We start from the raw sequence: 23,722 nt of genomic DNA on the forward strand, positions 1-23,722 counted from the left end.
GCGGCTCGACGTCCCCATTCCAGGACGTCCCCCTCGTCAGGAACAAGGATCTACGAAATCCCTCGCCACCCAACGACCCTTAACGTGCGGAGAAATAAGAAGTCGCCGGCGGGAAGAGGAGACGGGGCGGGATGACGAACGCGCACACCGACGGCGAGGCGCTGATTCCCCTCGACCGGGAGCTGTTCGACCCCGCGACGGCGTCGGCCGGCCACGACGACGGGCCGACGCCGGTTGCTCTGGCGGAACCAGTGGTCGACGGCCAGGGCGTCTCTCCCATCACTCCCGATACGGCCGGTCGATCGCCCGACGGCGGACCGATGATTCAGCTGGACAGGCCGTTCTTCACCCGGGCGACCAGTGAGACCGAGGTGGTCGGCCACGAAGGCCCCAGCGGCCACGAAGGCCACACTCCGGCGGATCACGTGGACGTCGACCAGACGGTGTGGGCTCACGGCAACACGCGCACCGAATACGGGACTTCGCAGTCGGAGCCGGCGTCCGCCACGCATGAGGGCGGGCTCCAGTCGGCCACGTCCGACTCGGCGTCACCGGCAGCGGGCGCGACGACGACCCCGACGGATGCCGGCAACGCGGATTTTGTGCAGACCGCGCCGGACGGGCTTCTCACCGAACGCACCGTTGACGGCCAGGATTTGCTGGGCTCCGACACTCAGGACGGCGGCTGGATCTCTCAGGACGGGACGGTTTATGTTTCCGGTGACGGAACGGTTGAGCACGGTCTGACGGCGCCTGATGGTGCGTTTCTGGCAGACGGTGAGGTTCTGCAGGTCGATGGTCAGTCGGTTTATGGGACGCGTTTGGGTGATGGGTCGTTTCTGTCTGCGGACGGATCGACGCTGGTCAGTGCTGATGGTGTGGTCGAGCATGGTCAGACGACGTCCGATGGGCAGTTCCTGACCGAGCGCACTGTTGATGGTCGGACGTTGTGGGGTTCGGACACTCAGGACGGTGGGTGGCTTTCGCAGGACGGGACGGTCTACGTCTCCAGCGATGGCGGGGTTGAGCACGGTCTGACGGCGCCTGCTGGTGCGTTTCTGGTGAACGGTGAAGTTCAGCAGGTCGACGGTCAGACCGTTTATGGGACACAGTTGGATGACGGTTCGTTTCTGTCCGAGGACGGGACGACGCTGGTCAGTGCCGATGGTGTGGTCGAGCACGGGCAGACGACGTCCGATGGGCAGTTCCTGACCGAGCGCACCGTCGACGGTCGGAATCTGCTGGGCTCGGACACCCAGGACGGCGGGTGGATCTCCGAGGACGGGACCGTATACGTCTCGGCGGACGGTGAGGTCGAGTACGGGCAGACCTCGTCGGACGGATCGTTCGTGGCGGACGGCGACGCCTCGAGCGTGGACGGCTCGACGACGGTCGCGGACGACGGCACGACCACGACCACGACCACGGTCACGGACGACGGCACAGCCACGGTCACGGACGACGGCACAGCCACGGTCGCGGACGACGGCACGACCACGGTCGCCGAATCCGAGGACCCGGCGTCTGACGACAGCGCCGCACTCACCTCGCGGACCGTCGGCGGGCAGACGTTGCTGGGAAGCACCACCCAGGACGGCGGCTGGATCTCCCAGGACGGGACCGTGTACGTCTCCCCGGCGGGTGAGGTCGAGTACGGCCTGACCGCGCCGGACGGTTCGTTCCTGCCGAACGGCCAGGTGCGGACCGTCAACGGTCAGCAGGTGTACGGAAGCGTGCTGAGCGACGGAACCTGGGTGTCGGCGGACGGCACCGTCGAGATCCGGCCCGACGGCACCGTCCTGAACGGGCAGACCACGGCCGACGGGCAGTTCCTCACCTCGGAGACCGTCGGCGGGCAGACGTTGCTGGGAAGCGCCACCCAGGACGGCGGCTGGATCTCCCAGGACGGGACGGTGTACGTCTCGGCGGGCGGTGAGGTCGAGCACGGCATCAGCACTCCGGACGGCAGTTTCCTCAAGGACGGAGTGACCAGGACCCTGCCCGACGGCACGGTTCTCTACGGCTACATGTCGGGCGGCGATTTCTACTCCTCCGACGGGACGACCGTCGTCCTGGCGGACGGCACCGTGCTCACCGGCACGCTCGACACCCAGACCGGCATGTTCACCGCGTCCGACGGCTCGTACCACCTCGTCACCGACAACGGAATCGAAGGCGCCACCCAGCAGAGCGACGGCTCCTTTCTGCTCGACAACGGCCAGACGGTGATGACCCCCGCGGCCTGGGCCGTCGACATCGGCCAACTCGGGGACGCCATCACCCTGGTCCGGAACCGGGCCCGGGTGATCGAGGACAACGTCAACACCATCCAGAGTCAGTACCAGGTCATCGAAGACGCCTGGAAGGGCCCCGCCGGCACTTCTTTCAGTGACGTTGCCACGGAGGTCAACAAGACCATGAGAGATCTCCATGATCTCCTCATCGACATGATCGGGCGCATGATGACCAGCAAGGAGAACTACATCTCCGCCGAGAACGCCAACATCTCCAATTCACAGGGCTCCTGAGGAGGCGGCAGACCATGTCCGACATTCCCCGCGACTACAATGCCGTCACGATCTCGGTGGATCCGAACGCCCTCAATTCCGCCTGTGAGCAGGTGAGCACGGCAGCCGAGAACATCAGCTACGCGCTCGGCGACATCATGAACTCGCTGAGCGGGCTGCGGCTTTCCTGGACCGGCGACGCCGCGGAAGTCGCCGACGACTTCAACGCGCGCTGGACGGCGGTGACGCTACAGCTCTACGGCTCGGAGGCCGATCCGGCCCTGGGCGTCATCAACGTCCTGACCGGAGGCGTCGCCAAAGCCGCGGAGAACTACGCCAACTGCGAGGGTGCCGTCAAGGCGATGTTCCAGCAGTTCCACACGCAGCTGCTGCAGGCCAACAGTCCGGAATGGCAAGCCGCGAATCCCCCCGGTCCGCAGACCGACACAGTGGACCAGGCGAGCGGTACGCCGTACGAGAACTACCACACCACCGCGGTCAACGAAACCGGATTCTGAGGTAGCCCCCGATCATGTCCGACGACACGCTCAGCTTCACCGACAAGAACTGGGACCCCAGTCCCGTTTACGAAATCGGTAACGCCCTCATCGACTTCGGTGACTTCCTCGACGAGCAGGCCGCCGCCCTGACCGACGCGGAGTTCAACCTGAACTTGGGAGCGTGGCGGGGCGATGCCGAGAGGTACATGACTCAGGCTTTCGCCGACCAGCGCGAAACGGTGATGAACATCATCGAGGAGTTCTGGGACACCGGCGAAATGATCAACTATTACGCCATGCTCCGCACCGAGCAGGAAGAAACGCTCGCGAAGCAGGCACTGTCGGAGCTGATCGCCGGTCTTGTCGGCGTGTTCCTGGGTGCGCTGCTGTTCGTGGCACCGGAACTTCTGGGGCTGCTTGGGGCTGTGGTCGGCCTGCTCGGCCGGGTCTCCGAAATGGTCGCCGAGGCCGTGACCGCGATCAGCAGCATGGCGGCTAACGCCGCCAGATTCGTCGACACCGCCGTCACCGCGATCGTCGAGACCCTGCCCGACTGGGCGGTGACGATGGCAGGCATCACGGGGAACGTCGCCCGTTTCGGCATCGAGCTCGTCGGCATCAACGCGGCCTCGGTGGCGGCGGGCAACGCCGCCGCCGGCCTGACCACGACCGCCCAGCAGATCATCCCCGTCCCCACGTCCGCCGAGCAGATCCCCGGCTTCATCGCGGACATGGTGCTGTGGGGCGGGGTGGGCATCGCCGTGGCCTCCGCCGCCAAGGGCCTGGTCAACGTGGCCAAGGACAAGCTGACCGTCGGCAAGGCCGATGTGAACGTCGGAGACGTGACCGTCGGCACCTCCGCCCCGGGGACCTCGGTGGGCAACACGGCGACGGGCACCGGGAGCGGTTCGGGGCTGACGCTGTCGTCGTCCGTCACCTCCGTCAGCGGGACCATCGCCGACTCGTCCAAGGGGCTCACCAAATCCGGCCTCACGCTGTCCTCGGACGTCATCGAGGTCAACTCCGCCGTGCCCCGGTCGCTCGCGGGTTCCACGGTGCGTACGTCGACGGCCACGGCACCGGCGCCGACACCGGTCAAGGTGACGACGACCGGCGCGGCCGACGGCCCGAGCGCCGGCGGCGGGACGGTCGTGCCGGACAAGGTGACCCCGGTGGACGCCGGCACCTCGCCCGGCGGCTCCTCGGCGGTCAGGACCGTCTCCGACGGCGTCACCCAGCCCGCGCAGCCCGCGCAGAGGACCGGGACGGCCGGGGCGACCACGGGCGGGAGTACGAGCGCGAATTCGAGCGGGGTCACGAGCGGCGTGGCGGACGGCTCCACGGGCCAGAGCGTCCTGCACGACGTCGGCTCCGGCCTCAGCGGCGTGGCCAGGACCGCCCAGGCGGCCCAGAACACCGTGGACGCCTCGACGGTCGGGCAGTCGACGGGCAGCCAGGAGTCGGTGGGCGCCTCCGGCGCCGAGCGCGTGGTGCGGACGAACCTGGACGCCCAGCCGGCCACCGGGACCGCGCACGACGCCGCCCCGCAGACGCCGAGCCCGGCTTCGGGCACCGCCACCGGCGGCAGGGCGCAGGACACGGGCGGCAGCGCCGTGCCCGGCGTGGGGAAGGCGGCCGACACCGGGGTGCAGCAGGCGCAGGACGCGCAGCGGACCGTCGGCGACGGCCGCGCCGCCACGCCGGGCACAGCGGCCCGCAACGCGGCGGCCGGGGAGACGGTGTCCCCGGTGCGGTCCGTTCCGTCGGCGAAGCCCGAGGTCGTCCATCCGGCCAGTCCGGTGCGCGAGGCGTCGGTCGGGCGGATCGAGGGCGGCGGCCGTACGGGAGTGCCGGAGACGGCGGGAAGCGCGGCTCCCAAGTCCGCCGCCGGGGAGCAGGGCGCCCGCGGCACGGTGGACGCCGGCGCCTCGGCGAAGGACATCGGCACCCGGGCCAACCTGGCCGACACGGCCGTACGTTCGGGGGCGGACCAGACGCAACCCGCTGCCGGCGCCACCGATGGGACCCGCACGGTCCCGAACGCGGGACGTGAGCCGCTCAAGTCGGCAGCCGGGCTGGGGGGCCGGCAGGTGCGACCCGTGGGCAGGGCGGAGGCGGGCCCGGCCATGTCGGGCGAAGCCGGCGAAGCGGCCGCGCTCACCGGGCCGGCGAAGGACAGGAGCACACCCGTCGAGCCCACCGAGGGGACTTCGCCGGCGGGCGGAACGCCGCACGCGGCATCGGCCAGGGCGGTGTCCGAGTCCGACGGGTCCGGGCAGACCCGGACGGGTGCGCCCGGCGAGACCTCCCGTGCCCAGCGGGGCGCGGACGAAGCGCGGTCGGCCGCCAGGTCCGAGCAAGCCGGAACCGGGCGGACCACGCCGGACCGGCAGTCCGCCGACACGAACATCACCCAGGCGGAACGGCAGCGGGTCGCGGACCTCAAGGAGGCGGTGAAGCGCCGCGAGACCGAGAACAGCCGCGAGGCCGCGGTCCGCAGGGAAGTGAACGACAGGATCGGGGACGCACAGCGCGCCGAGGCGAATGCCAGGGCCGAGGCGGCCAGGGCCGAGATCGCCGAAGGGGCTCGTGCCGAGGCGACTGCCAAGTCCGCGGACGCGACGTCCAGGTCCGCCGAGGCGAAGTCCGCCGACGCGACCGACCTCGCCTCCAAGGCCGCCGACACGACCCGCGGTAAGGCCGGTGAGGCTGCCGGGAATTCCGCCACGTCCGGCAAGGGGCTGTCCGGAGCGGATGAAGCCGCGAAGAACGTTGCCGCGAAGCAGACCGCACTGCATGAGGCCGAGCGCCGGGAAACGCAGGCGGAGGGCGCCGCACGGGTCGCGCAGATTCGGGCCGAGGTGACGCGGGACCGGGTCGACCGCCTCCTGGGAGAGGAGCCGTCGCCGACCTCCGAGAACGCCTCCGGCACCCCGTGGAAGAGCGTGTTCGGAAAGGGCACGGACGGGGCCGGCCTGGAGGCGGCGCATCTGACCGCGGAAGCGGTGTCGCACCGCATGGAGTCGTATGCGGTGCGCAAGCTGCCGCTGGACCAGCCGAGCCGTTGGGGCGAGGCCTCGGAGTGGGGCGAGTGGGCCGCGCAGGAGTACCGCGACTACGGCTCCGCCGGCGTGCAGCGGGTGATGGACGCGCTGGAATCGCGCCTCACCACCCTGCGGGAGCAGACCTCGGGGCGGTCTTCCGCGGCGAAGGCCGGAAACCGGCCCGAGGCCGTGGAACCGGCGGAGGCGGTGGCGCGGGCGGAGCAGGCCCGGCTGGAGGCCGACGCGGCGCAGACGCGGGCGGAGCACGTGAAGTCGGAGTTCGCCCCGCAGGTGGAGGCGGCGCAGAGTCGCCATGACGCCGATACCGCCGCGGTCGGCAGGGCGGAGACCCGGCTGTCCGAGGCCAGGAGCACCGACGCGAAGACGCAGCGGACGCTGCGGTCGGTGGGCACGAAGCTCACGAAGCTGGAGGCGGCGCAGAAGCGTGGGGGCGGCGTCGACCCCGCCGCGCTCGAGGAGGCCCGCGCGAAGCTGACCGGGGCACAGACCGCCCGGAGCGACGCGCTGGCCGAACTCGCCGCGGCGCGCGCGGATCTGGAAGTGCTGGAACTGCGGGGGCAGGACAGCGCTGCCGCGCTCGGGTCGGTCAAGGGGACCGTCGCCGAGGCCATGGACGCCGCGCGGACCGCCACGGCGAAGGCCGACGCGGCGCGGAGCCTGGCGGACCGGGTGACCGGCAGGCAGGCCGAGGCCGAACGTGCCCAGGCCCGGTCGGATGTGGGGACCGCGCAGACGCGCCTGTCGTACGCCGGGTCCGCGGTACTGACGGCGAAGCAGGAGGTGCGGGAGGCCCGTGCGGACCTGGCGGAGTCGGGGCAGCGCGCCGACGCCGAGCCGGCGGCCGTGGAGGCCGCACAGGCACGGGTGTCCGCGGCGGAACGCACTCTGCACGACGCCGTGGCGAAGGAGGCGGCGGCCCGGGCGGATCTGGCCGCGGCGCGTCTGACGGCGGCACGGGCGGACAAGGAAGCGGTGCTCCAGGAGGTCCGGGACGCCGACGGTGCCGATCTGCGCGAGTCGGCGCTTCAGCGGGTGTACGACGCGGAGGACGCGCTGCACCAGGAGCGGCTGCTCGCCGAGGCCGAGCAGATCATGGCGGCGGCGCGCGGCGCCGACGGGCGGCAGACGCCCACGGCGGAGCACGTCGAAGGAGCCTCGCCGGGCTCCGCACGGGGCGAGACGGGCGAGCGATCCGGTACGGAGGCCCCGGCAGGTCGGGCGGAGGCGGAGCTGACGGCGGCCCAGCAGCGGCAGTCGGACGCCGATGGGAAGGCGGCCGCGCAGAGGCGAGCTTCCGAGGCGCGCGACGCCCTGGACGCCGCGCGGCGGGAGTCGGACGCGGCGCAGGCCGAGCTGACGTCGGTGCGGCACCGGGAGAACGCCGAGCCGGAAGCGGTCGAGGCCGCCCAGGCGCGGGCGACGGCGACCGGCCGTGCCGTTTACGAGGCCGAGGCCAAGGACGCGGCGGCGCGGGCGGAGTTGGAGGCGATCGCGCACCGCGAGGCGGATGCCGCGGACCTGAAGGCCGCGCAGACGCGGGCCGCCCAGGCCGAGGGTGCTCTGGCGACGGCACGGGAGAAGCTGGTGGAGGCGAGGGCCGAATTCCGCTCGGTACTGCGGCGCGAGGTCGGCCCCACCGCCGATGTGTCGCTGCGCGAGGCTGCGCTCGGCCAGGTGCACAGGGCCGAGGACGCCGTACAGGCGGCCGAGCGGGAACTGCGTTTCGCGCAGGGCGACATGGCCGCTCGCCCGCTGCCCCGGGACACGCCCGCGGCGCGGGAGGCGGGGATCGCCCGGATCCTCGCCGACGCGGCGGACAAGCGGGCGGATCAGCCACGTACTCAGGGGCATGACGCGGCGCAGGCCCAGCGCCTGACGGACGACCGGTCCGCCGCGGCGGATCCGGTGCGTCTGACGGAGCAGGCGGCTCAGGCGCGGCGGGAGACCGAGACCGCTCGGCAGGAGGCCGAGACGGCCGCCGTCCATCGGGACCAGGTGGTCGCGGAGGCACGGCCGAGGCTCGACGAGCTGCTGGACCGGACGGTGGAGGCGGCTCAGGCGCGGCTCACCGCGGCCGAGACGGCTGTGCGTGAGGCGCCGGAAACCACCGCGACCGCGCGGCAGAAGCTGCAGTCAGCGTTGCGGACTCAGAACGAGAACCGTCCGGCGGACACGGTGCCGACGCAAGGGGAGGCGCGGGCGTCCGACGCACTCGCCGCCGACCGCGTCGCGCGGCAGGGGCTGGACGAGGCCTGGGCCGATCTGTCGGCGGCACGGGAGCGCGCGGGAGTCGATCCGGCGGCGGTCGACGCCGCGCAGCCCCGTGTGCTGCAGGCCGATCAGGCCGCACGGTCCACTCTCCGTGAGGAGCAGATGGCCCGTGCGGATCTGGAGGCGGCGGAGCAGCGCGCGGACGTGGACCCCGCCAACGCGCGGTCCGCGCGTGAGTGGCTGTCGGAGGCCCAGGACGCGGCGGCGTCCGCGCGCCAGCAGCTGCAGGCAGCGCGGGCGGACCTGAAGGCCGCGCAGAAGGCCGACGATCCGGAGGTCCAGGCCGCACAGACCCGGGTGGCGGAGGCCAAGGCGGCGGCGGAGGACGCGGAGCGTGGTCTGGCCGACGTCCCGCGATCGGACGTGGAGACGGTGACGAACCGTCAGAGAAGCGTGGAACGGCGGCAGGCGGCCGACGCCGCGGTGACCGAGGCGCAGGGTCGCCTCGCCGGAGCCAGGCGGGCCGAGAGCGACGAGGCACCGGCGAGGGCGGCGCGGCTGGAGTCGGCGAAGGCGGAGCTGAAGGCGGTCCAGGAGGGCGGAGACGTCCACGCCGCGGAGATCGGGAACCTGCGGACCCGGCTGGCCGAAGCGGAGCAGGGTGCCCGCGACGCGGTGGGCCGGGCCGAGGTGGCGCAGATCCGGGCCGACCACCTTGCCGAGCGCGCGGATGCGGCCACGGGCAGGCAGCCGGAGCCGGCACGGGCCGGAGGGGCGAAGACGTCGAAGGAGGAGCCCTGGCAGAAGCTGCTGACGGGCAGTAAGGGCGCAATACAGGACTCCCACCTGCCGGCGGAGCGCATCGGCACCCTGATGGCCGGCTACGCGCTGCGCGGCCTGCCGGCCAGGGACGGACTCGGGTCCCAGGCCAAGGCGTGGGGCGAGTGGGCCGTGCGCGAGTACCAGGAGAGCGGCTCGGGCGGAGTGCAGAGGGTGATGGACGCGCTGCGGGCGCACATCTCCGACGTGCGGCAGGCGGAGGGGGAGGCGAACTTCCGCAAGGCGGCGGAGAGCCGGCAGGAAGCCCTGTTCCGGGAGGCGTACAAGGCGGGGATGACCGGGGACGCCGCGCGGGCGTGGGCGAGCGAACTTCGCCAGGCGTGGGAGTCGGGCAACGAGCGGACGCTGAGGGAGACGCTGGCCGACTACGAGGCCGCGATGGCGGGCTTCCCGCAGGGCCAGGGCAAGGGCTTGCGAGCCGCGGGCGTCGAGGACCCGCTCACGGGAGCGGTGACGCCGATGGCCGGCGGGCGCGCCTCCCGCCCGGCGAAGGACGCGAACGGGCCCGGGTCCGGGAAGTCCGGGACGTCGGAGCCGGGCGAGAGCGCCGACGCGTCCTCCGCCGGGCGGCAGGAGAACGCCACGGACCCCGCCGCGCAGTCCGGCCGGAATCCGTCGGTACAGGCCGCGGTGCTGGACCGGCCCGAGGTGCGGTTGCCGCAGTCGCCGTACGCCGCGGCCGTTGCCGACATGCTGAAGACACTGGACGAGAAGTCCTCCCTCCCGGCCGACAACGCGGAGCAGGCACCCGCCGGCGAGACCACGCGGGCCGGGGCCGAGGCCGAGAGTGCGCGGACGGGTGAGACCGGACGCACCGACACCGGATCACAGCCGGGCGAAACCGGGCGCGTCGAGGACGGCGGATCCGGCCCCGCCACAGCCGATGCCGAGGCGGCTCACGGCACCGCGGGCGACCGTCCCGCCGCCGCGGAACCCACGTCGGCCTCGGCGGACAGCAGCAGGACGGCGTCCTCGGAAGCCGGGCCCTCCGCATCGGCCGTCGCGAAGGCCGAGGAGACCCGCCCCGGCGAGGCGGAGGCGGTCACCCGTTACAAGGCGGACCTCCAGGAATCGGCGCGCAAGGCGGACTCGGACGCGCAGGCCGCCGCAGAGGCGGTGACGCACACGGCGCGGCTCCGCCAGGAGGCGGCGGCCGACCGGACGGCGGCCCAATGGCGCCTGGAGACCGAAGTCCGGATGAACAGGGCGGCGGACGCGGCGGCCAAGGCCGCGGAGCCGGCCGGTGCCCGGCGGCCGGCCGAGCAGCGCGGGGCGGTCGCGAAGAACACCTCCGCCACCGCGTCCGGGGACCGGTCCGCTTCCGGGGAGGCGACGCGGACGCACGAGGCCGTGACCTCCTCCGGGACCGTGCGGAACGAACCGGCGATCCCTTCGGCCAAGCCCTCCGGGAAGTTCGGGAACTCCGGGCCCGTGGACCGGGCCGGCGAGACGCGGCAGACGCTGGACGACGTCTACCAGTCGGTCGCGGACTGGAACCGGCAACGCGTCGAGGAGACCGCCTCGGCCGCGCGGGTCTCGGCCCAGGCGCTGCGCGAGGCCCGGGCCGGGGCGGAGGACGGCGCGGCCCCGCGAGAAGCGGAGCACAGGGCCGCCGCCGACGAGGCCGCGGCCCAGGCCGCCCGCGCCGAGGCCGGCCGCTGGGACGAGCGGTGGCAGAACGCGGCCCAGGAGGCGGCGTTCGGTCGCCCGGATTCCGAGACCCCCAGGAATGCCGCCATCCCCGAGGACGGCACCGCCGCACCGTCGGCCGACGCCTCGGGCGCGGGCGGCGGAACCGGCGCCGGGATGCCGGAGGTCGGTCTGAACGGCGGCTTCACCGGGGCGAGGTTCGTCGGCCGGGACGAGTTGCCCACCCGAGACCAGGCTTCCCCGCTGCTGCCCACGAGCGAGGCCGCGGTCATCGTCGGCGGCCGGTACCGGGCCGGTGACAACCGCATGTACGTGGCCGGGCAATGGCGGACGGCGGCGCAGGTCGCGCAGTACGTCGAGCGCCGCACCGCATGGGAACCGGACGCCCGGCTGCCCGTCGTCATCGTGGCGGGTCAGGCCGGCCGCGAGCCCGCCCCCGGCGTGCCGTCGTTCGGCGCTGCGGTCGCGCACGCGCTGCAGGCCGTGGTGATCACGCCGGTCGGGCAGCCGGTGCAGACCGGCCCCACCCGGATCGTCGCCGGAACGCCCGTCCCGCACGACGCGGGCGGTGTGGACCTTCGGGTCGACACCGGTCAGGGCTTCACCCTGAACGTCCCAGGACAGCGGCGCGCCGTCCCACTCGGGCACGATCTGGGGACGGCCCTGACCCTTCTCGGAGCGACCCTGGAGCCGGGCGCGGCACCCCCGTCCGAGCCGGTGATCTGGAGCTTCGCCCCGGAGGCCCCGGCCGGTATCGCCCGCACCACCCCGACGTCCGCCGTGGCGGTGCAACCGGACGCGAGCGGGCTGTCGGCCTCGGATCTCTCCGTGCTCCGGGCCGATGTGAACAGGGAGCTGGCACGGCTGGGTTCGCCTCACGGCCCCGTGGACACGGCGAGGGTGGCAGACGAGTACGCCGCGCTGGCACCGCACTGGAAGAGGGACCTGACGTCGGCCGCCGACGTGGTCGCACGGGCCATAACGGATACCAGGCTGGGCCCCGTCACCGGCGGAGCTCCCGCCGCCGACGCCGACGCCGGTCACACCTCGTCGGGTGTCGGCGCCCCGGTGGTCCTCGAAGGGCCGCGTCGCGTCCCGAACCTCACCGAGGTGCCCGTACCGGCCGTGCCCGTACCCATGGGCACGGGCAAGGGCAAGGGCAGGGAGCGGTGGTTCACGTATCGGCGCTCGAGTCCGCACAGTTCGCCGCCGGTCGAGTACGAGGTCAGCGACATGGGCGGCGTCAGGACGCCCTCGCTCGAAGTGCCGTCCGCGGACGGCTGGGTGCGGTTCGGCGGCGACTTCGTCCATCCGGCGTCGGGAGCCCTGCTGCTCGGGGACACCGGCTGGCTCGGCCTGGTGCACAACCTGGAGGAGCTGCTGGGGCACCCCGGCTTCCCGGCGCCCGGCACCGCGCAGCACACCCTCGTGGCGGACTCGTCGTACATGTACCTGGTGCCGTCCGGAACGTCCGGGACCCGGGGGGCCGCCGCGGTCCGGATTCCCCTGGACCCGGACCGGCCGGCCGGCGCGGCCGCCTTCGGCGCGAACCCCGGCGCGAACGATGGCCCGTCGGCCGCGGCGTCGAACGGCACTTCAGCCGGAACGCCGTCCCGGCCCCCCGTTCCCGAGATCGTCGTCACCGCGCCCGACGACGAGCAGGAGCCCTGGTATCTGTCGTTCGACGCCATGGGCCAGGCCGTCGTGCCGGACTCGGTCGAGCGGATCGAGTTCACCCGGAAGCAGGCCCGGCTCTGGGCGGGCCGGGTCAGCCAGTCGCTCGTCCTGCCCGGTCCAGGGCCCCAGGACGCGCTGCGGGCGGGGATCCGGGAAGAGGTCGGCAAACTGCTGCTGACCGAGAAGCCCAAGCACTGGGACGACGTGCTCGCTGTGGGCCGCACGGTGGTGGTCGACGGCCGTCTGGTGTGGCTCCGTCCGATGATGCGGGCTCTGACCCCGGTGCCTCCGCGCACGGGCGACGTCAGCGAGTACCCGGTCGGTTTCGCGGTGACCCAGACCGGCGGTGAGACGAGTCGCGAGACGGTCCAGGGCGCCGACTCCATCCTGTTCACCGCGCTCAACCTGGGGACGAGCGTCGCCGCGTCGATCGCCGCCCTCGCCGCCCCGCAGATCGTGGTCGGCTCCTCGAAGGAGAGGAGCAACGCCTGGGGGCAGACGATCCTGTCCGGCCGCAAGCCGTTCATCAACAGGTTCAACCGGTTCACGGCGGGGCTGGAGATGCATGTCTTCGTCGCCGGCGAGGAGGTCACGCCGGCGGACCGCCTGGTCACCGTGCCCGACCGCATCCAGGTCGACCTCCCCGCCCCCTATTCCGGCGCGGGGCAGTACCGGCCGGACCTCCACGCCCCCGAGCCGCCACGCCCCGCCAAACCCCGCAAGAACGGGCCGTCCCAGGCCAGGGAACTGCTCAACGCGGTCAATCTCACGCCCGTCATCGCGGGACTGCACCGCAATCTGCTGGCCGCGGGCCTCCCCGCCCCCCACGTGAAGAAGATCATGTCCGGGCTGGGGATGGACAAGTCCCAGGGCTTCCTCAGTGAGCCGACCGCGCGCAACCGCTACGCCTGGTGGGCCGGCGGGGACGTCTCCAACAGCGTCGAGGTGTCCGGGCCGCTGGGCAGGAGGTTCCAGGGACATCTGCGCATCCAGGCCGAGGTCGACAGCCTCCAGTACCTGGGCGACACCAACGTCGGGACACGTGACGACATCGGTGCCGGGTTCAGCCGTACGGCGTCCAGCAAGGGCGCGTCGGTCGGCGGTCTCGGCGCCGGCTACAACACGGCCGGCATCGGCGGCGGCGGCTCCGACGTGTCGGCCGCGGGCACCGACCCCGAGACCGAACTCGGGCACGGGACCGCGGAGCGCGAATCGGTCGAGGTGAAGGGCGTCGCACCCGCCGTGGGCGCCTCCGTGAGCGGCGACCGAGGTGCCGGATACTCCCTGGACACCGCGCACATGAGCCACACGGTACTGAACGTCTTCGGCGATCAGAGCCGTTACCGGACCGGGCTGCGGCTGACGGCGACCATGGAGTCCAGCACCCACGACGTCGCCCCCGTCGTCGTCACGACCGAGTCCGAGCAGAGCGTGCCGCAGCGTGAGGCCGCACAGTTCGTCGAGGGTACGGTCGGGCCGGGCTGGACCGCCGATCTGCGCCCGGCGGACGGCGCCGTGAACGCGCGGCGGCACCGGGTCCACGCGCTGCCCGCTCCCCGGAAGGTCCGCAAACTGCCGACGGTCCGCTCGCCGTTCCGCTTCGGCATGGACGTCTCCGGTCCCGGCCTGCTGCCGCCGCATCCGCGCGAGCCGCTGCCGCTGGCCTCACGCCGGGGCCTCGGCTTCGGCATGCCGATCGCCCTGCCGGGCGCCGAGACCCTTCAGCAGGACCTCCGCGACGCCATTGGGCGGCACCACACCAAGGCGGTCGGTGCCAAGACGGCCTCGAAGAGCGACTGGGCGAACGCCGACCGGGACCTCGCGATGTTCTACGGCCGGTCCGCCCTGGAGGCCGATCCGCACCAGGCGCTGCTGGGCATCCACCGCACCATCGAGGTGGGCGGGCATCGCTACAAGGTGTCGGCGAAGATGCGGTGGGGCGACCGTGCCACCGGGGCCAACCCGCTGACCGGGCCGGTGAACGAGGACAACCCGCTGGGCCAGAGCTACACGATGAAGGTCAACGCCCGTGTCGTCAGTGGCGCGACGGTCGCGGGGGAGCGCGGCAAGGGCACCAAGGCCCGGTTCGCGTTCGGCGGCGGCGCCCGGCTGGCCATCCCGGAGCACGAGTTCAACCTCGGCTCCCTGCACATCAAGACCCCGCCGTTCCGGCTCGCCGTGGGCGCCTTCCGCGGGCTGCTGAGCCGGGCTTGGGGAAAGAGCGACAAGTTCGCCGGACTGGCCAAGGAGTACCGGCGTACGGAGACGGCCGGCAAGGTCGACGAGCACCGCTACGAGATGACCCTGCAGTGGACGGTCACACCGGAGGGCAAGAAGCCGTCGTACCTCAGCGGGAGCAACCCCGCCGTCGCCCGCCTGGTCGTCCCGCACGAGCACGTGCCGACCGAGCCCGTCTCGCTGAAGCGGGCGCAGGAGGCGGGCCGGACCGAGGTCACCGATCGACGTCCGCCCACCGAGCGGCCGTTGGACTTCAGCAGCGGCACCCACGGCCTCTACCCGGTCTTCCACCTGATGCCGGAGCTGGCCCAGCTCGCCGCCCGCATGTACGCGAAGCAGCACCAACTGCCCGACAGCTGGCTGCGCAACCCGGCGGACTGGCCGGAGGAGATCCGGGACCTCGCGCACCCCGGGATCCTGACCTCCCGGTTCGGCGCCATGTCCGGAGCACTGGGGCACCAGTCCGAGCTTCCGAAGGAGGGCAAGCACAAGCAGGCGTTCCGGGTGCGGTTGCACACCCATGCCCCGAGCGACCTGGGCCGCAGCCCGGATGTCGAGGTCGAGCACTACGCCCAGGCCGCGGCGACCCACGCGGCCGAGAGGGAGGCCGAGTGGTCCCTCGGCCTGGCCGGCTCCCTCGGGCCGCAGTTCCGGTTCGGCTCCGACGCCGAGGACGAGGGCCACCACAGCGGCCTCGGCGGGCGGGTGACCGTCCTGGGATACGGGGAGGCCGCCAAGAAGTGGGGCGGCGGTTCGGGCAGCACGGCCGGACGGATCGACATCACCCGGGCGACGTACAGCGGTGACGTCCACACGGTGCGTACGACACCGGTCTTCGAGGTGACGTACGTCCGCTGGCGCGGCAAGGAACTCACCGAGACGACGGAGTTCCTGACCGCCGACCAGGCCCTCGACCTGCTCACCCCCGAACGCCGGCTCTCCGACATCATGCCCGCGGGCGCCCCGGCGGCCGACGCGGCCCAGGCTGCGCCGGCCGGTACGGGCCCGGCTCCGGTGACCGTTCCGGAGATCGTCGTCACGCCGCCCGAGGGCGAGGAACCGGCCGTCGACCCGGCGCCGGCGCCGGCTGAGGCGGCCGACTCGACGGGGGCCGCGGCCCCCGCCGCCCTCCCGGAGATCGTCGTCACACCCCCCGAGGGAGAGCAGCCGGCGACCGACCCCGGTACGGCGGCGGCCGCCACCGCCGCCGTACCGGACCCCGGCCGGCTCTCGCCGACCGCCCGGCAGCAGTCCGTCGCGCCGCCGCCCAGGACCCGTACCTACCTGCACCAGGATCTGATCGCCGGCATCGGGCACCCGGAGGTGATGCGGGCCGACGGGGTTCTGGACGCGATCACCGGACGGCTGCGCGGGCATGGCGTCATGACCACGGAGCGCGGCCCGGATGTCGCGCCGCGTCCGAACCTGCTGACCCGCTCGCTGAGTTCGTCGTTCTCCTCCGACGCGCTGCGCAGCGAGTGGCACGCCCTGACCACCAACCAGGGCGTGAGCCGCTGGTTCCCGGTGCCGGGTCCCTTCGGCAGCACGCGCTACCTGTGGGTGAAGGTCACCGCGACCAGGCTCGGCCCGGCGGCCGGGCAGCGGCCCCGCGACGACATCAAGCTCACGCTGCGGGGCGAGTCGGTGCACGAGACGTCGGAGGCCGCCGCCTCCGGTTCGGAGCTCAGCGGCGGCCTGGATCTGCGCGGCCGGATCGGGGCCGGGTCCTTGCACGGCGGTCTGGAAGGCGGTGTCGAGTACTCCACCTCCCGTGGTGAGGCGGACGAGGAGGCCGTGAAGAGGGTCAAGATCTACCGGGCCAACCCCAAGGACGCCTCCGAGGAGTTCAACCACGACCTCACCTTCCGGGTGGAGATGGGCACCACCACCGAACTACCCGAGGCGCTGAGCCTGCCCGCCCGCGGCGTCGGCCGGATCACCCGGCTGTTCTCCGGTGAACCGAGCCGTGACAAGGGGGTGTTCACCTGGTACGACGCGGGAGACGGCACAACCGGTAACTCCCCGCTGGTGGAGGGCGGCAGCGTGCGGCTGCTCGTGCCCCGTCACCTCACGGCGGCGGTCCAGGAGTGGCCCCGGGCCATCGACCTCACCGGGACCCACGAGACCGAGGTCACCTGGACGCCGGCGCCGAAGCCCGGCACCCCCGAGAAGCGCGATCCGGCGCAGGGGGCTGCCCAGGGCTCGCAGTTGCCGGATGCGCTGCTGGAGAACCTGCACCCGTGGTCCGTGCCCGCCGCGTCCTCCATCGGGCGCTGGGCGGCTGTCACCGCCGTACGCCACCGCACACCGCCCGCTCTCGACGTCAGCGCGCCGCCGCATGTCTCCGGCCTGAACTTCACCACCCGGGCGGGGCTGCGCTACAACCACTACACCAGCGGCAACATGCTGCGGCCGCACATCAAGGAGCTGCTGAAGCAGACCTACGAGGTCCCGGTCGGTGACAAGAAGGCCGTCGTGGGCCTGGAGTTGGATCGAGCGGAGATCCTGGGCCCGCCCGAGGGCACCCTCGTCAAGCAGCGGACGTACACGCAGACGGACGAGGAACCCAAGCACGAGGTGGAGAAGGAGAGCGGCTGGCAGTTCGCGCTCGGGCCCGAGATGGGCGGCTCGCTCGGCGACCACAAGATGTTCGACCGGCTGCCGATCACCATCAAGAACTGGATGGACGGCCGTAAGCGGACCACGGCCGTCGGTGACACCGACGAGCGCAACAAGGAAGGGCAGCGGCACTACCGGCTCTACCGCTTCGACGTCACGGCGATCATCAAGGGCCCGCACGGAACGGTCCGCGTCAAGGTCCCGGACGGCCTGTTCGGGATGCTCCCGATCGACAAGGCGACCGGCAGGCTGGCGGACGGCCTGGAGGAGGAACTGAACGGCCTCCTGGCACCCCCGCGTCCCCCTCTGCCCGCGATGCCGACCCGGCCCGCCCCCGCACCGCCGGTGCCGCCGGTGCCGCCGCGTACCTCGTCGCTGTCCGCGAAATCGTCCCGCCCGGCGCCGGTTCCCCCGATGCCGACGCGTCCGGCCCCGGCGCCCCCGGTCCCGGCGCGTACCTCGTCGTTGTCCGCGAAATCGTCCCGCCCGGCGCCGGTTCCCCCGATGCCGACGCGTCCCGCGCCCGCACCCCCGGTGCCGTCGCCCACGCCGGCACCCGTGGCCGAGGAGCCGGTGCCCCCGACGGAGGAGAACCTCCTCCCCGCGCCGCTCCCGAAGGTCGACGGGCGGACGGTCGTCCAGGTGCCCGGTCAGGAGGGGCTGCTACTGCGGGCTCCTCGCGGCGAGGCTCCGAAGCTGCTGGGGAGCGGTGCCGACGCGGGCTTGTTCACCGTGGCGAACGTGAACAACCGGGTCGTCGTCCAGGAGTCGGAGGCGGCCGGTGGTCCGGCCGTGCACAGCTGGACGTTCGCTCGCCTGGGCGGTCTGCGCCTCGCCGAAGAGAGAGTCCTCCTCCGCGACGGCTCCTTCCACGGCTCCATGATCACGATCGCGGGCGTGAACGTCGCTGACGTACCCGCCGGCGGTGCCGACTGGCCGGCCAAACTGGGCGATGGCGGCGAGATCATCATCGCCTCGACGACCGGCAACCAGATCTACCGCAGGACCACGGGTGAGTTCATCACGGTGTCCACACCGGATCTCACACCGCCGGTACGGCCGGCACACTTGTCCGGCGAGCAGGGTGAACGCTGGGACGCCGCCGTGAACCTGGCCCGGGCCCATCTGGGCGCGGCCGCGACCGACCACCAGCTGAAGCTGTACATGCTGGGTGTCACCATCGGCGCGTTCACCTCGAAGAAGGGCTACGGCGGTTTCGTCACCCCCCGCGCCCTCGCGGGCGACAGCGACCTGGTCGCCAAGGCCCGGACCTTCAACAAGATCACCAGGGATCTGCTGCACGCGGGTCCGAACCGGCGCGTCACCCTGTGGCGCGGTGTGTCCATGGACCCCGATGCCGCACAGGCCGACCGGTTCATCGAGCGGCTGCCCGCCTCCACCTCCCATTCCCGTGAGTTCCAGGCTGCGTGGGCCCGGCACGGCATCAACAGCAATCGCGTGATCTTCGAGATCGACGTCCCGGCCGACCACGGCAAGTTCGCCATGGCCTACCCGCCCGGCTACGCCGGGACAGCCGATGACGCGCCGGCGCTCAACCAGGACCAGTGGGAGGTGACCCTCTCCCCGACCAGGCTGATCCGCACCGGTCCGTCCCGGGTCGAGGACGGCATCACCGTCATCCCGGTTCGCGCGGAGCAGATTCCGGTCGGTGAGCTGGAGAGTGTGATCACCGAGCAGTGGGCGGGCCTTCCGTCGGCGACCGCGTTCGGCGACTTCGGCAGGGCATTCGAGCAGAGCTCCCTCCGCAGGTGGCACGGCCTGCAAGACGCGACGGTCCGTGAGGTGGGCACCGACCCGCTGGTCCGGTCGTTCGTGGTGAGCCGCCCCGGCCTCGCCGGCGAACTCACCATCACCGTCACCCACAGGCCGGCCGACGACGCGGTCTCGGTGGCGTTCTCCGGCGACGGCGTCCCGCCTTTCAGCCAAGAGTGGAGCGGAGCCGGCTTCAGCGAGATCGCCGCCGACCTGCGCGGCAACGTCCTGTACAACAACGATCTCTTCGTGACGCTCCCGACTCCCGCCTCCTGGAGGGACCTCGCCGGCGGTCCCGCCCAGCCCGAACGGCTGCTCTCCATGCCCTCCGTGTCCTCGGCGGGCCCGGCGACCGGAGCCGGTGAGAGTGCCGGCCCCGAGCCGTCGGACGCGGCCGATGCAGCCGCTTCTGCCACCGGTCCAGGTGGTCTCGATCCGGCCGCCGTCGACGAGACCGCGCCATCGGGTCCTTGGACCACGGGAGCGGTCACCTTCCAGGAGGGCTCCAAGGAGATCGGTCCGGATCAGCGCGGCTACATCGCCGCTCTGGCCCGCAAGGTGTCGGAGGTGGGTCTGCGCGACGTCCGCGCGGGCCTCCCGGCACCCTGGATCACCGTCACCGGGTACGGCAACGGCTCGTGGCTCACTCCGGGACGCGACGACTGGGGCGCCGAACGCACGGGCCAGGAGCGCGCGGACGCCGTCGCCGGCGTGTTCCGGACCGAGATATGGAACGCCCTGTACCTGCTCCAGCAGAACGATCCGCCCACCGCCAGGCGTGTCGACGACAGCGCCTTCCGGATCCTCAGCCTCAGCGAGGGACGGAAGATCGCCGCCGGCGGCCCGTCCGACGACGCCGGCCTGCGGGCCCTGCGCCGGCGGGCGGACATCGAGATCGAACTGGCGCCTCGCTCCCCGGCCGTCGAACTGCTGAACAAGCTGCGGCTGGCCAGTCCGGATGCCGCTCTGCGTGAGGCGCCCTTCGACCCGGATCCGTTCGCCCGCAGGATCCTGCACCTGGCCCCGAAGCAGCCGGTGCGGGACACCCATCGCCAGGAACTGTACGCACTGGTGGACAAGGCGATCGCGGCCGGCCGGGCCACGAGCCTCACGGCGCTGGGTGCGTACGACCTCTGGCGGCGGGGGGCACTGTCCGACGCGACCCGGATCACGGCTCCGGACGGCAGGACCCTGGGCCGCAACTGGACGGACAATCCGGTCCTCGACATGATCACGACGTCCTACCACCAGTTGAGCGGGGGCAGCGTCGTGGCGACCCCCACGGCGTTGTGGGAGCCGCAGGGGTCCGGTGACAACCGCCCCTACGTCGTCGCCGCCAAGGGTGATCACGACCATGTCGTGGTGCGGCTGGCGGACGGTTCCCGGCCGCGCGTGCCACTGGAGGAGTTCGCCGAGCTGTTGGCCGCGGACCCGGACCTGGCCGCGCTCGACGGCCGGCTGCCCGTCGTTCTCGCCGTCCCGCGCGCGGGTGCCAGGAATCCGCGCCTGCCGCGCGTCGCCGCCGCCCGGACCGGCAGGACCGTGTGGTCGCACAGCGGCCAGGTGAAGCTGTACGAAGACCCGTTGGCGCAGCGGACCCGGATCGCGGTGATCGACCAACGGTTCCCGCGGGAGCCGCTGGGAAGCTGGTTCGCCAGTGAGCCGGACTCTCCGCGGCTCACCGATCCCGCGTCCGGGGCGGGGGCGCGCTTCGTGCGCACGATCGACGGGACGCTGGTCCCCGACGACGAGATCATGAGCTACACCCTCGCCGCCGACGGGCGCCCGTACGGCCGCGCCGTCTTCGACAAACGCGACCAGTCCGACCGGGAGAAGTTCTTCGAATCTCTGCCGGCGATGAACGAGTACGTCCACATCGATCCCGTGCGCTTGAACCACCACGGTGACGCGGAGAACGTGCCCTGGGCCGGCCGCCCGGCGTATTACTTCGGTCTGCACGGGAGTCCGGGGGCCTTCGCTGTCGTGACGATGGACGGAACCCACGGCCAGGCGCGCGGCGACCAGGTCGGCGGGTACCTCCAGCGGCGCCCGAGCCTGCAGCGGCTTGCCGCCGACGGGGTCGTGGTGCTCATGTCGTGCTGGGTCGGCGCGGCCGCGGACGATCTCCCTCGCGTCCGCGAGGCCGGCCGCGCCCCCTTCGTCGCGGACCCGCTGGCGACCGTCTCCGAGGCTCAGCAGGTGGCCAACGAGGTCGAGCGCACCGTGTTCGCGGTCGATCGGGTCTACTACCTCACGCGCGACGCGGGGGTGAGGCGGCACGGGATCGCCACGACCGCTGAGGGGGAGCGGCGCAAGTGGCTGGAGTTGCGGCCGGAGCCGACGGGTGCCGCGCTGGACGACCTGGCCCGCACGGCGGGTCTGCACACGGGCGCGGGCCCGGCTCCGGACGAGACCAGGGTTGCGACGCTGCGACTGGTGCGGGCCCTGCGACAGGTGTTCGGTGCCGCGGCCGAGGACGACAAGGACGATGCCTACGGGGAGTACCAGCGGCTGCTGCGCGGTATCGGCGCGCTGGAGACGATGCGCCTTAATGATCCGATACTGCGGGACACCGGGCCGTTCACCATGGACCTGCTGGAGCGCGCTGCCCGGTCGCATCTCGGACGGTCCGCGGGCTCGGCCTTGGACTCGACGGACATCCTCGCGGTGCTGGAGGCGGCGGAGACCCGGCCCGCCGGGGTTGCGCTGCGCGAGTTCGTCCCGCTCGCGTCGGTGGACGAGGCTCTCTCGTGGCTGGCGAAGGGCGATCCTGACCAGCGGGCCGTCCAGGTCCTGGAGTTGGGGTCCGATCCGGTCACGGCGGTCCACCGGCAGCGGCTGCTGTGGGCGACGGTCAAGGCGGTCGAGGGCCTGAAGGCCACCACCGACGCGGATTCCCTGGCGGTCACGGTCCTGCATCTGGAGGCCTCCGCCCGTCCCGTGGACGATGCACGGCGTGCGGAACTTCTCTGGACGATGGCCGGGGCGGCCGCGGCCGGCCGTGACCCCGGCAACCCGACAGCGCTCGGCGCCTACCACCTGGAACGTCACGACGCCCTGTCCCAGGGCACCCTGCTCAAGTCGCCCAGCGGCGAAGTTCTGGGCCGCAACTGGACCGGTGCGCCGCTGACCGACCCGCTGGTCCCGGACAGGTACCTCGCCTCGTCCAACGGCACCGACGGGACCAACGCCCGGACACGTCATACGCCGTGGCGTGTGGACGGAGCCCTCCCGGGCGAGCGGCCCGCCGCCTATTTCGTGCTGGCCGAGGGCGGTCCCGACCACATCGACATGCCCTGGCCCGACGGCTCCCGGCGCCCGGTGCCTGTCGACGAGATCGCCGAACTACTCGCCAACGACCCGGTGCTGAGCGGCCGCCCGGTGCGCGAGGCGATCGTGCCGATCGTGCCGCACACCGGCCGCGGCCGGGCCATGGCCAAGGCCCTGTCGAGCAGGTCGGCCACCGCCAGGACCGTGTACACGCCCGCGGTGGACCTCGCTCTCTTCCACGACACCGCGGCCCACGAGCACGTCATCGTCGTGGCCCCGCAGCCCCAAGGGTCCGGTTCCAGGGCCGAATGGGTCCGTACCGACCCGCCGCGTCTGGTCGCCCCCGCCTCGGCCGCACCGGCGGCACCCGCCCCCGTCGTCGTGACAACGGCGGGCGGGCACAGCACCGAGGACGACGGGACGCGCCTGCCCGCGGCCGGTCGGGCCGCGGAGTCCGTCTCCGCCGTCGAGGAGATCGTCCAGGGCCCGATGCCGAACGCCGCGATTCCCACGGACGCGGCTGACATCATCCCGCCGCCGATCCCGTACCGGGGACGGCAGGTCTTCGTCGCGGACACCGGCCGTCCCGAAACGGTCCTCACCGAAGGGCTGGTGCCCGGCGGCACGGGACTGGACCTTGTCGCCTACGCCCAGTTGGGTGGCGGCGCCGGCCACGGATTCGTGAGCGCCGGCACTTCGCCCGAGTCGGCGGCCGAGCGGCTGAGCGAGGGCTACGTCTGGGAGGTCGACGCGCCGGGCGGTATCGACATCACCGCGACGCTCGGCGCCTATGGGATCTTCGAGGAGACCACCGGCGGGGACGAAGTCCTCTTCGCGGGCGGCGTCGCCTCCCGCTTCGTCAAGGGCGGCTGGGCGATCGTGCCCGGAGGCGAGGCGAACACCCTGGGCGAGTGGATCCCCAACCCGGACTACCGACCGTACGACGACAGTCCCGCCGTAACCGCCCCCGCCCCTGCCTCCACACCCGCCCCCGCACGCCGGCTGCCGATCGAGCCGGTGCTCGACAAGCGGGTGTTCCAGGTGGAGGACGTGGTGAGTGCGGAGGAGCTCCAGTCCCTGGCCGGCATGCTCGCCGGTGCGGACCCGGACACGGGCGAACGGTACGCGGCCGAGCTGGGGGCGCGGCTGACCGGGCACATCCGGGCGGAACTGTCGCGGCAGGGCGTGGCGGTCGGCCATCTCGATCTGCATCTGAGCATGCGGGACCAGGGCCACGCCCTGCCGGCCATGGCGCTGGCGAGTGTCGTCGCGAACGGCCTGGGCCGCCGGGCCATGCTCACCGTCGGGGCCCTGCGGCAGCCCTTCGACATCTGCCCGTCGAACTGACACGGGGACGCGAGGCGCGAGAAGC

3 protein-coding genes are annotated in these 23,722 nt (G+C 72.6%); all 3 read left to right on the forward strand.

Going from position 1 to position 23,722, the window contains the following annotated elements:
- The first annotated feature begins 131 nt into the window (after positions 1 to 131).
- From ACFYXS_RS17330 to ACFYXS_RS17340, 3 genes are read left to right on the forward strand one after another with little or no spacing between them, the layout of a single operon-like run.
- Positions 132 to 2,528: a WXG100 family type VII secretion target gene (locus ACFYXS_RS17330; RefSeq protein WP_389248803.1), complete on the forward strand. Its 2,397-nt coding sequence runs from the start codon at positions 132 to 134 to the stop codon at positions 2,526 to 2,528.
- Between the two features lie 14 nt (positions 2,529 to 2,542).
- Positions 2,543 to 3,025 (forward strand): WXG100 family type VII secretion target, encoded by a 483-nt coding sequence (locus ACFYXS_RS17335; RefSeq protein WP_389248805.1) that lies wholly within the window; start codon positions 2,543 to 2,545, stop codon positions 3,023 to 3,025.
- A 14-nt stretch (positions 3,026 to 3,039) separates the two neighbouring features.
- Positions 3,040 to 23,697 (forward strand): lonely Cys domain-containing protein, encoded by a 20,658-nt coding sequence (locus tag ACFYXS_RS17340; protein ID WP_389248807.1) that lies wholly within the window; start codon positions 3,040 to 3,042, stop codon positions 23,695 to 23,697.
- The last annotated feature ends 25 nt before the right edge of the window (positions 23,698 to 23,722 follow it).

The organism is Streptomyces sp. NPDC002574 (assembly GCF_042889545.1).
In the GTDB taxonomy this organism is placed as follows: domain Bacteria; phylum Actinomycetota; class Actinomycetes; order Streptomycetales; family Streptomycetaceae; genus Actinacidiphila.

Coding starts and splice junctions, on each gene's coding strand:
- ACFYXS_RS17330 (WP_389248803.1), top strand. CDS start 132: ATGACGAACGCGCACACCGACGGCGAGGCGCTGATTCCCCTCGACCGG.
- ACFYXS_RS17340 (WP_389248807.1), top strand. CDS start 3,040: ATGTCCGACGACACGCTCAGCTTCACCGACAAGAACTGGGACCCCAGT.
- ACFYXS_RS17335 (WP_389248805.1), top strand. CDS start 2,543: ATGTCCGACATTCCCCGCGACTACAATGCCGTCACGATCTCGGTGGAT.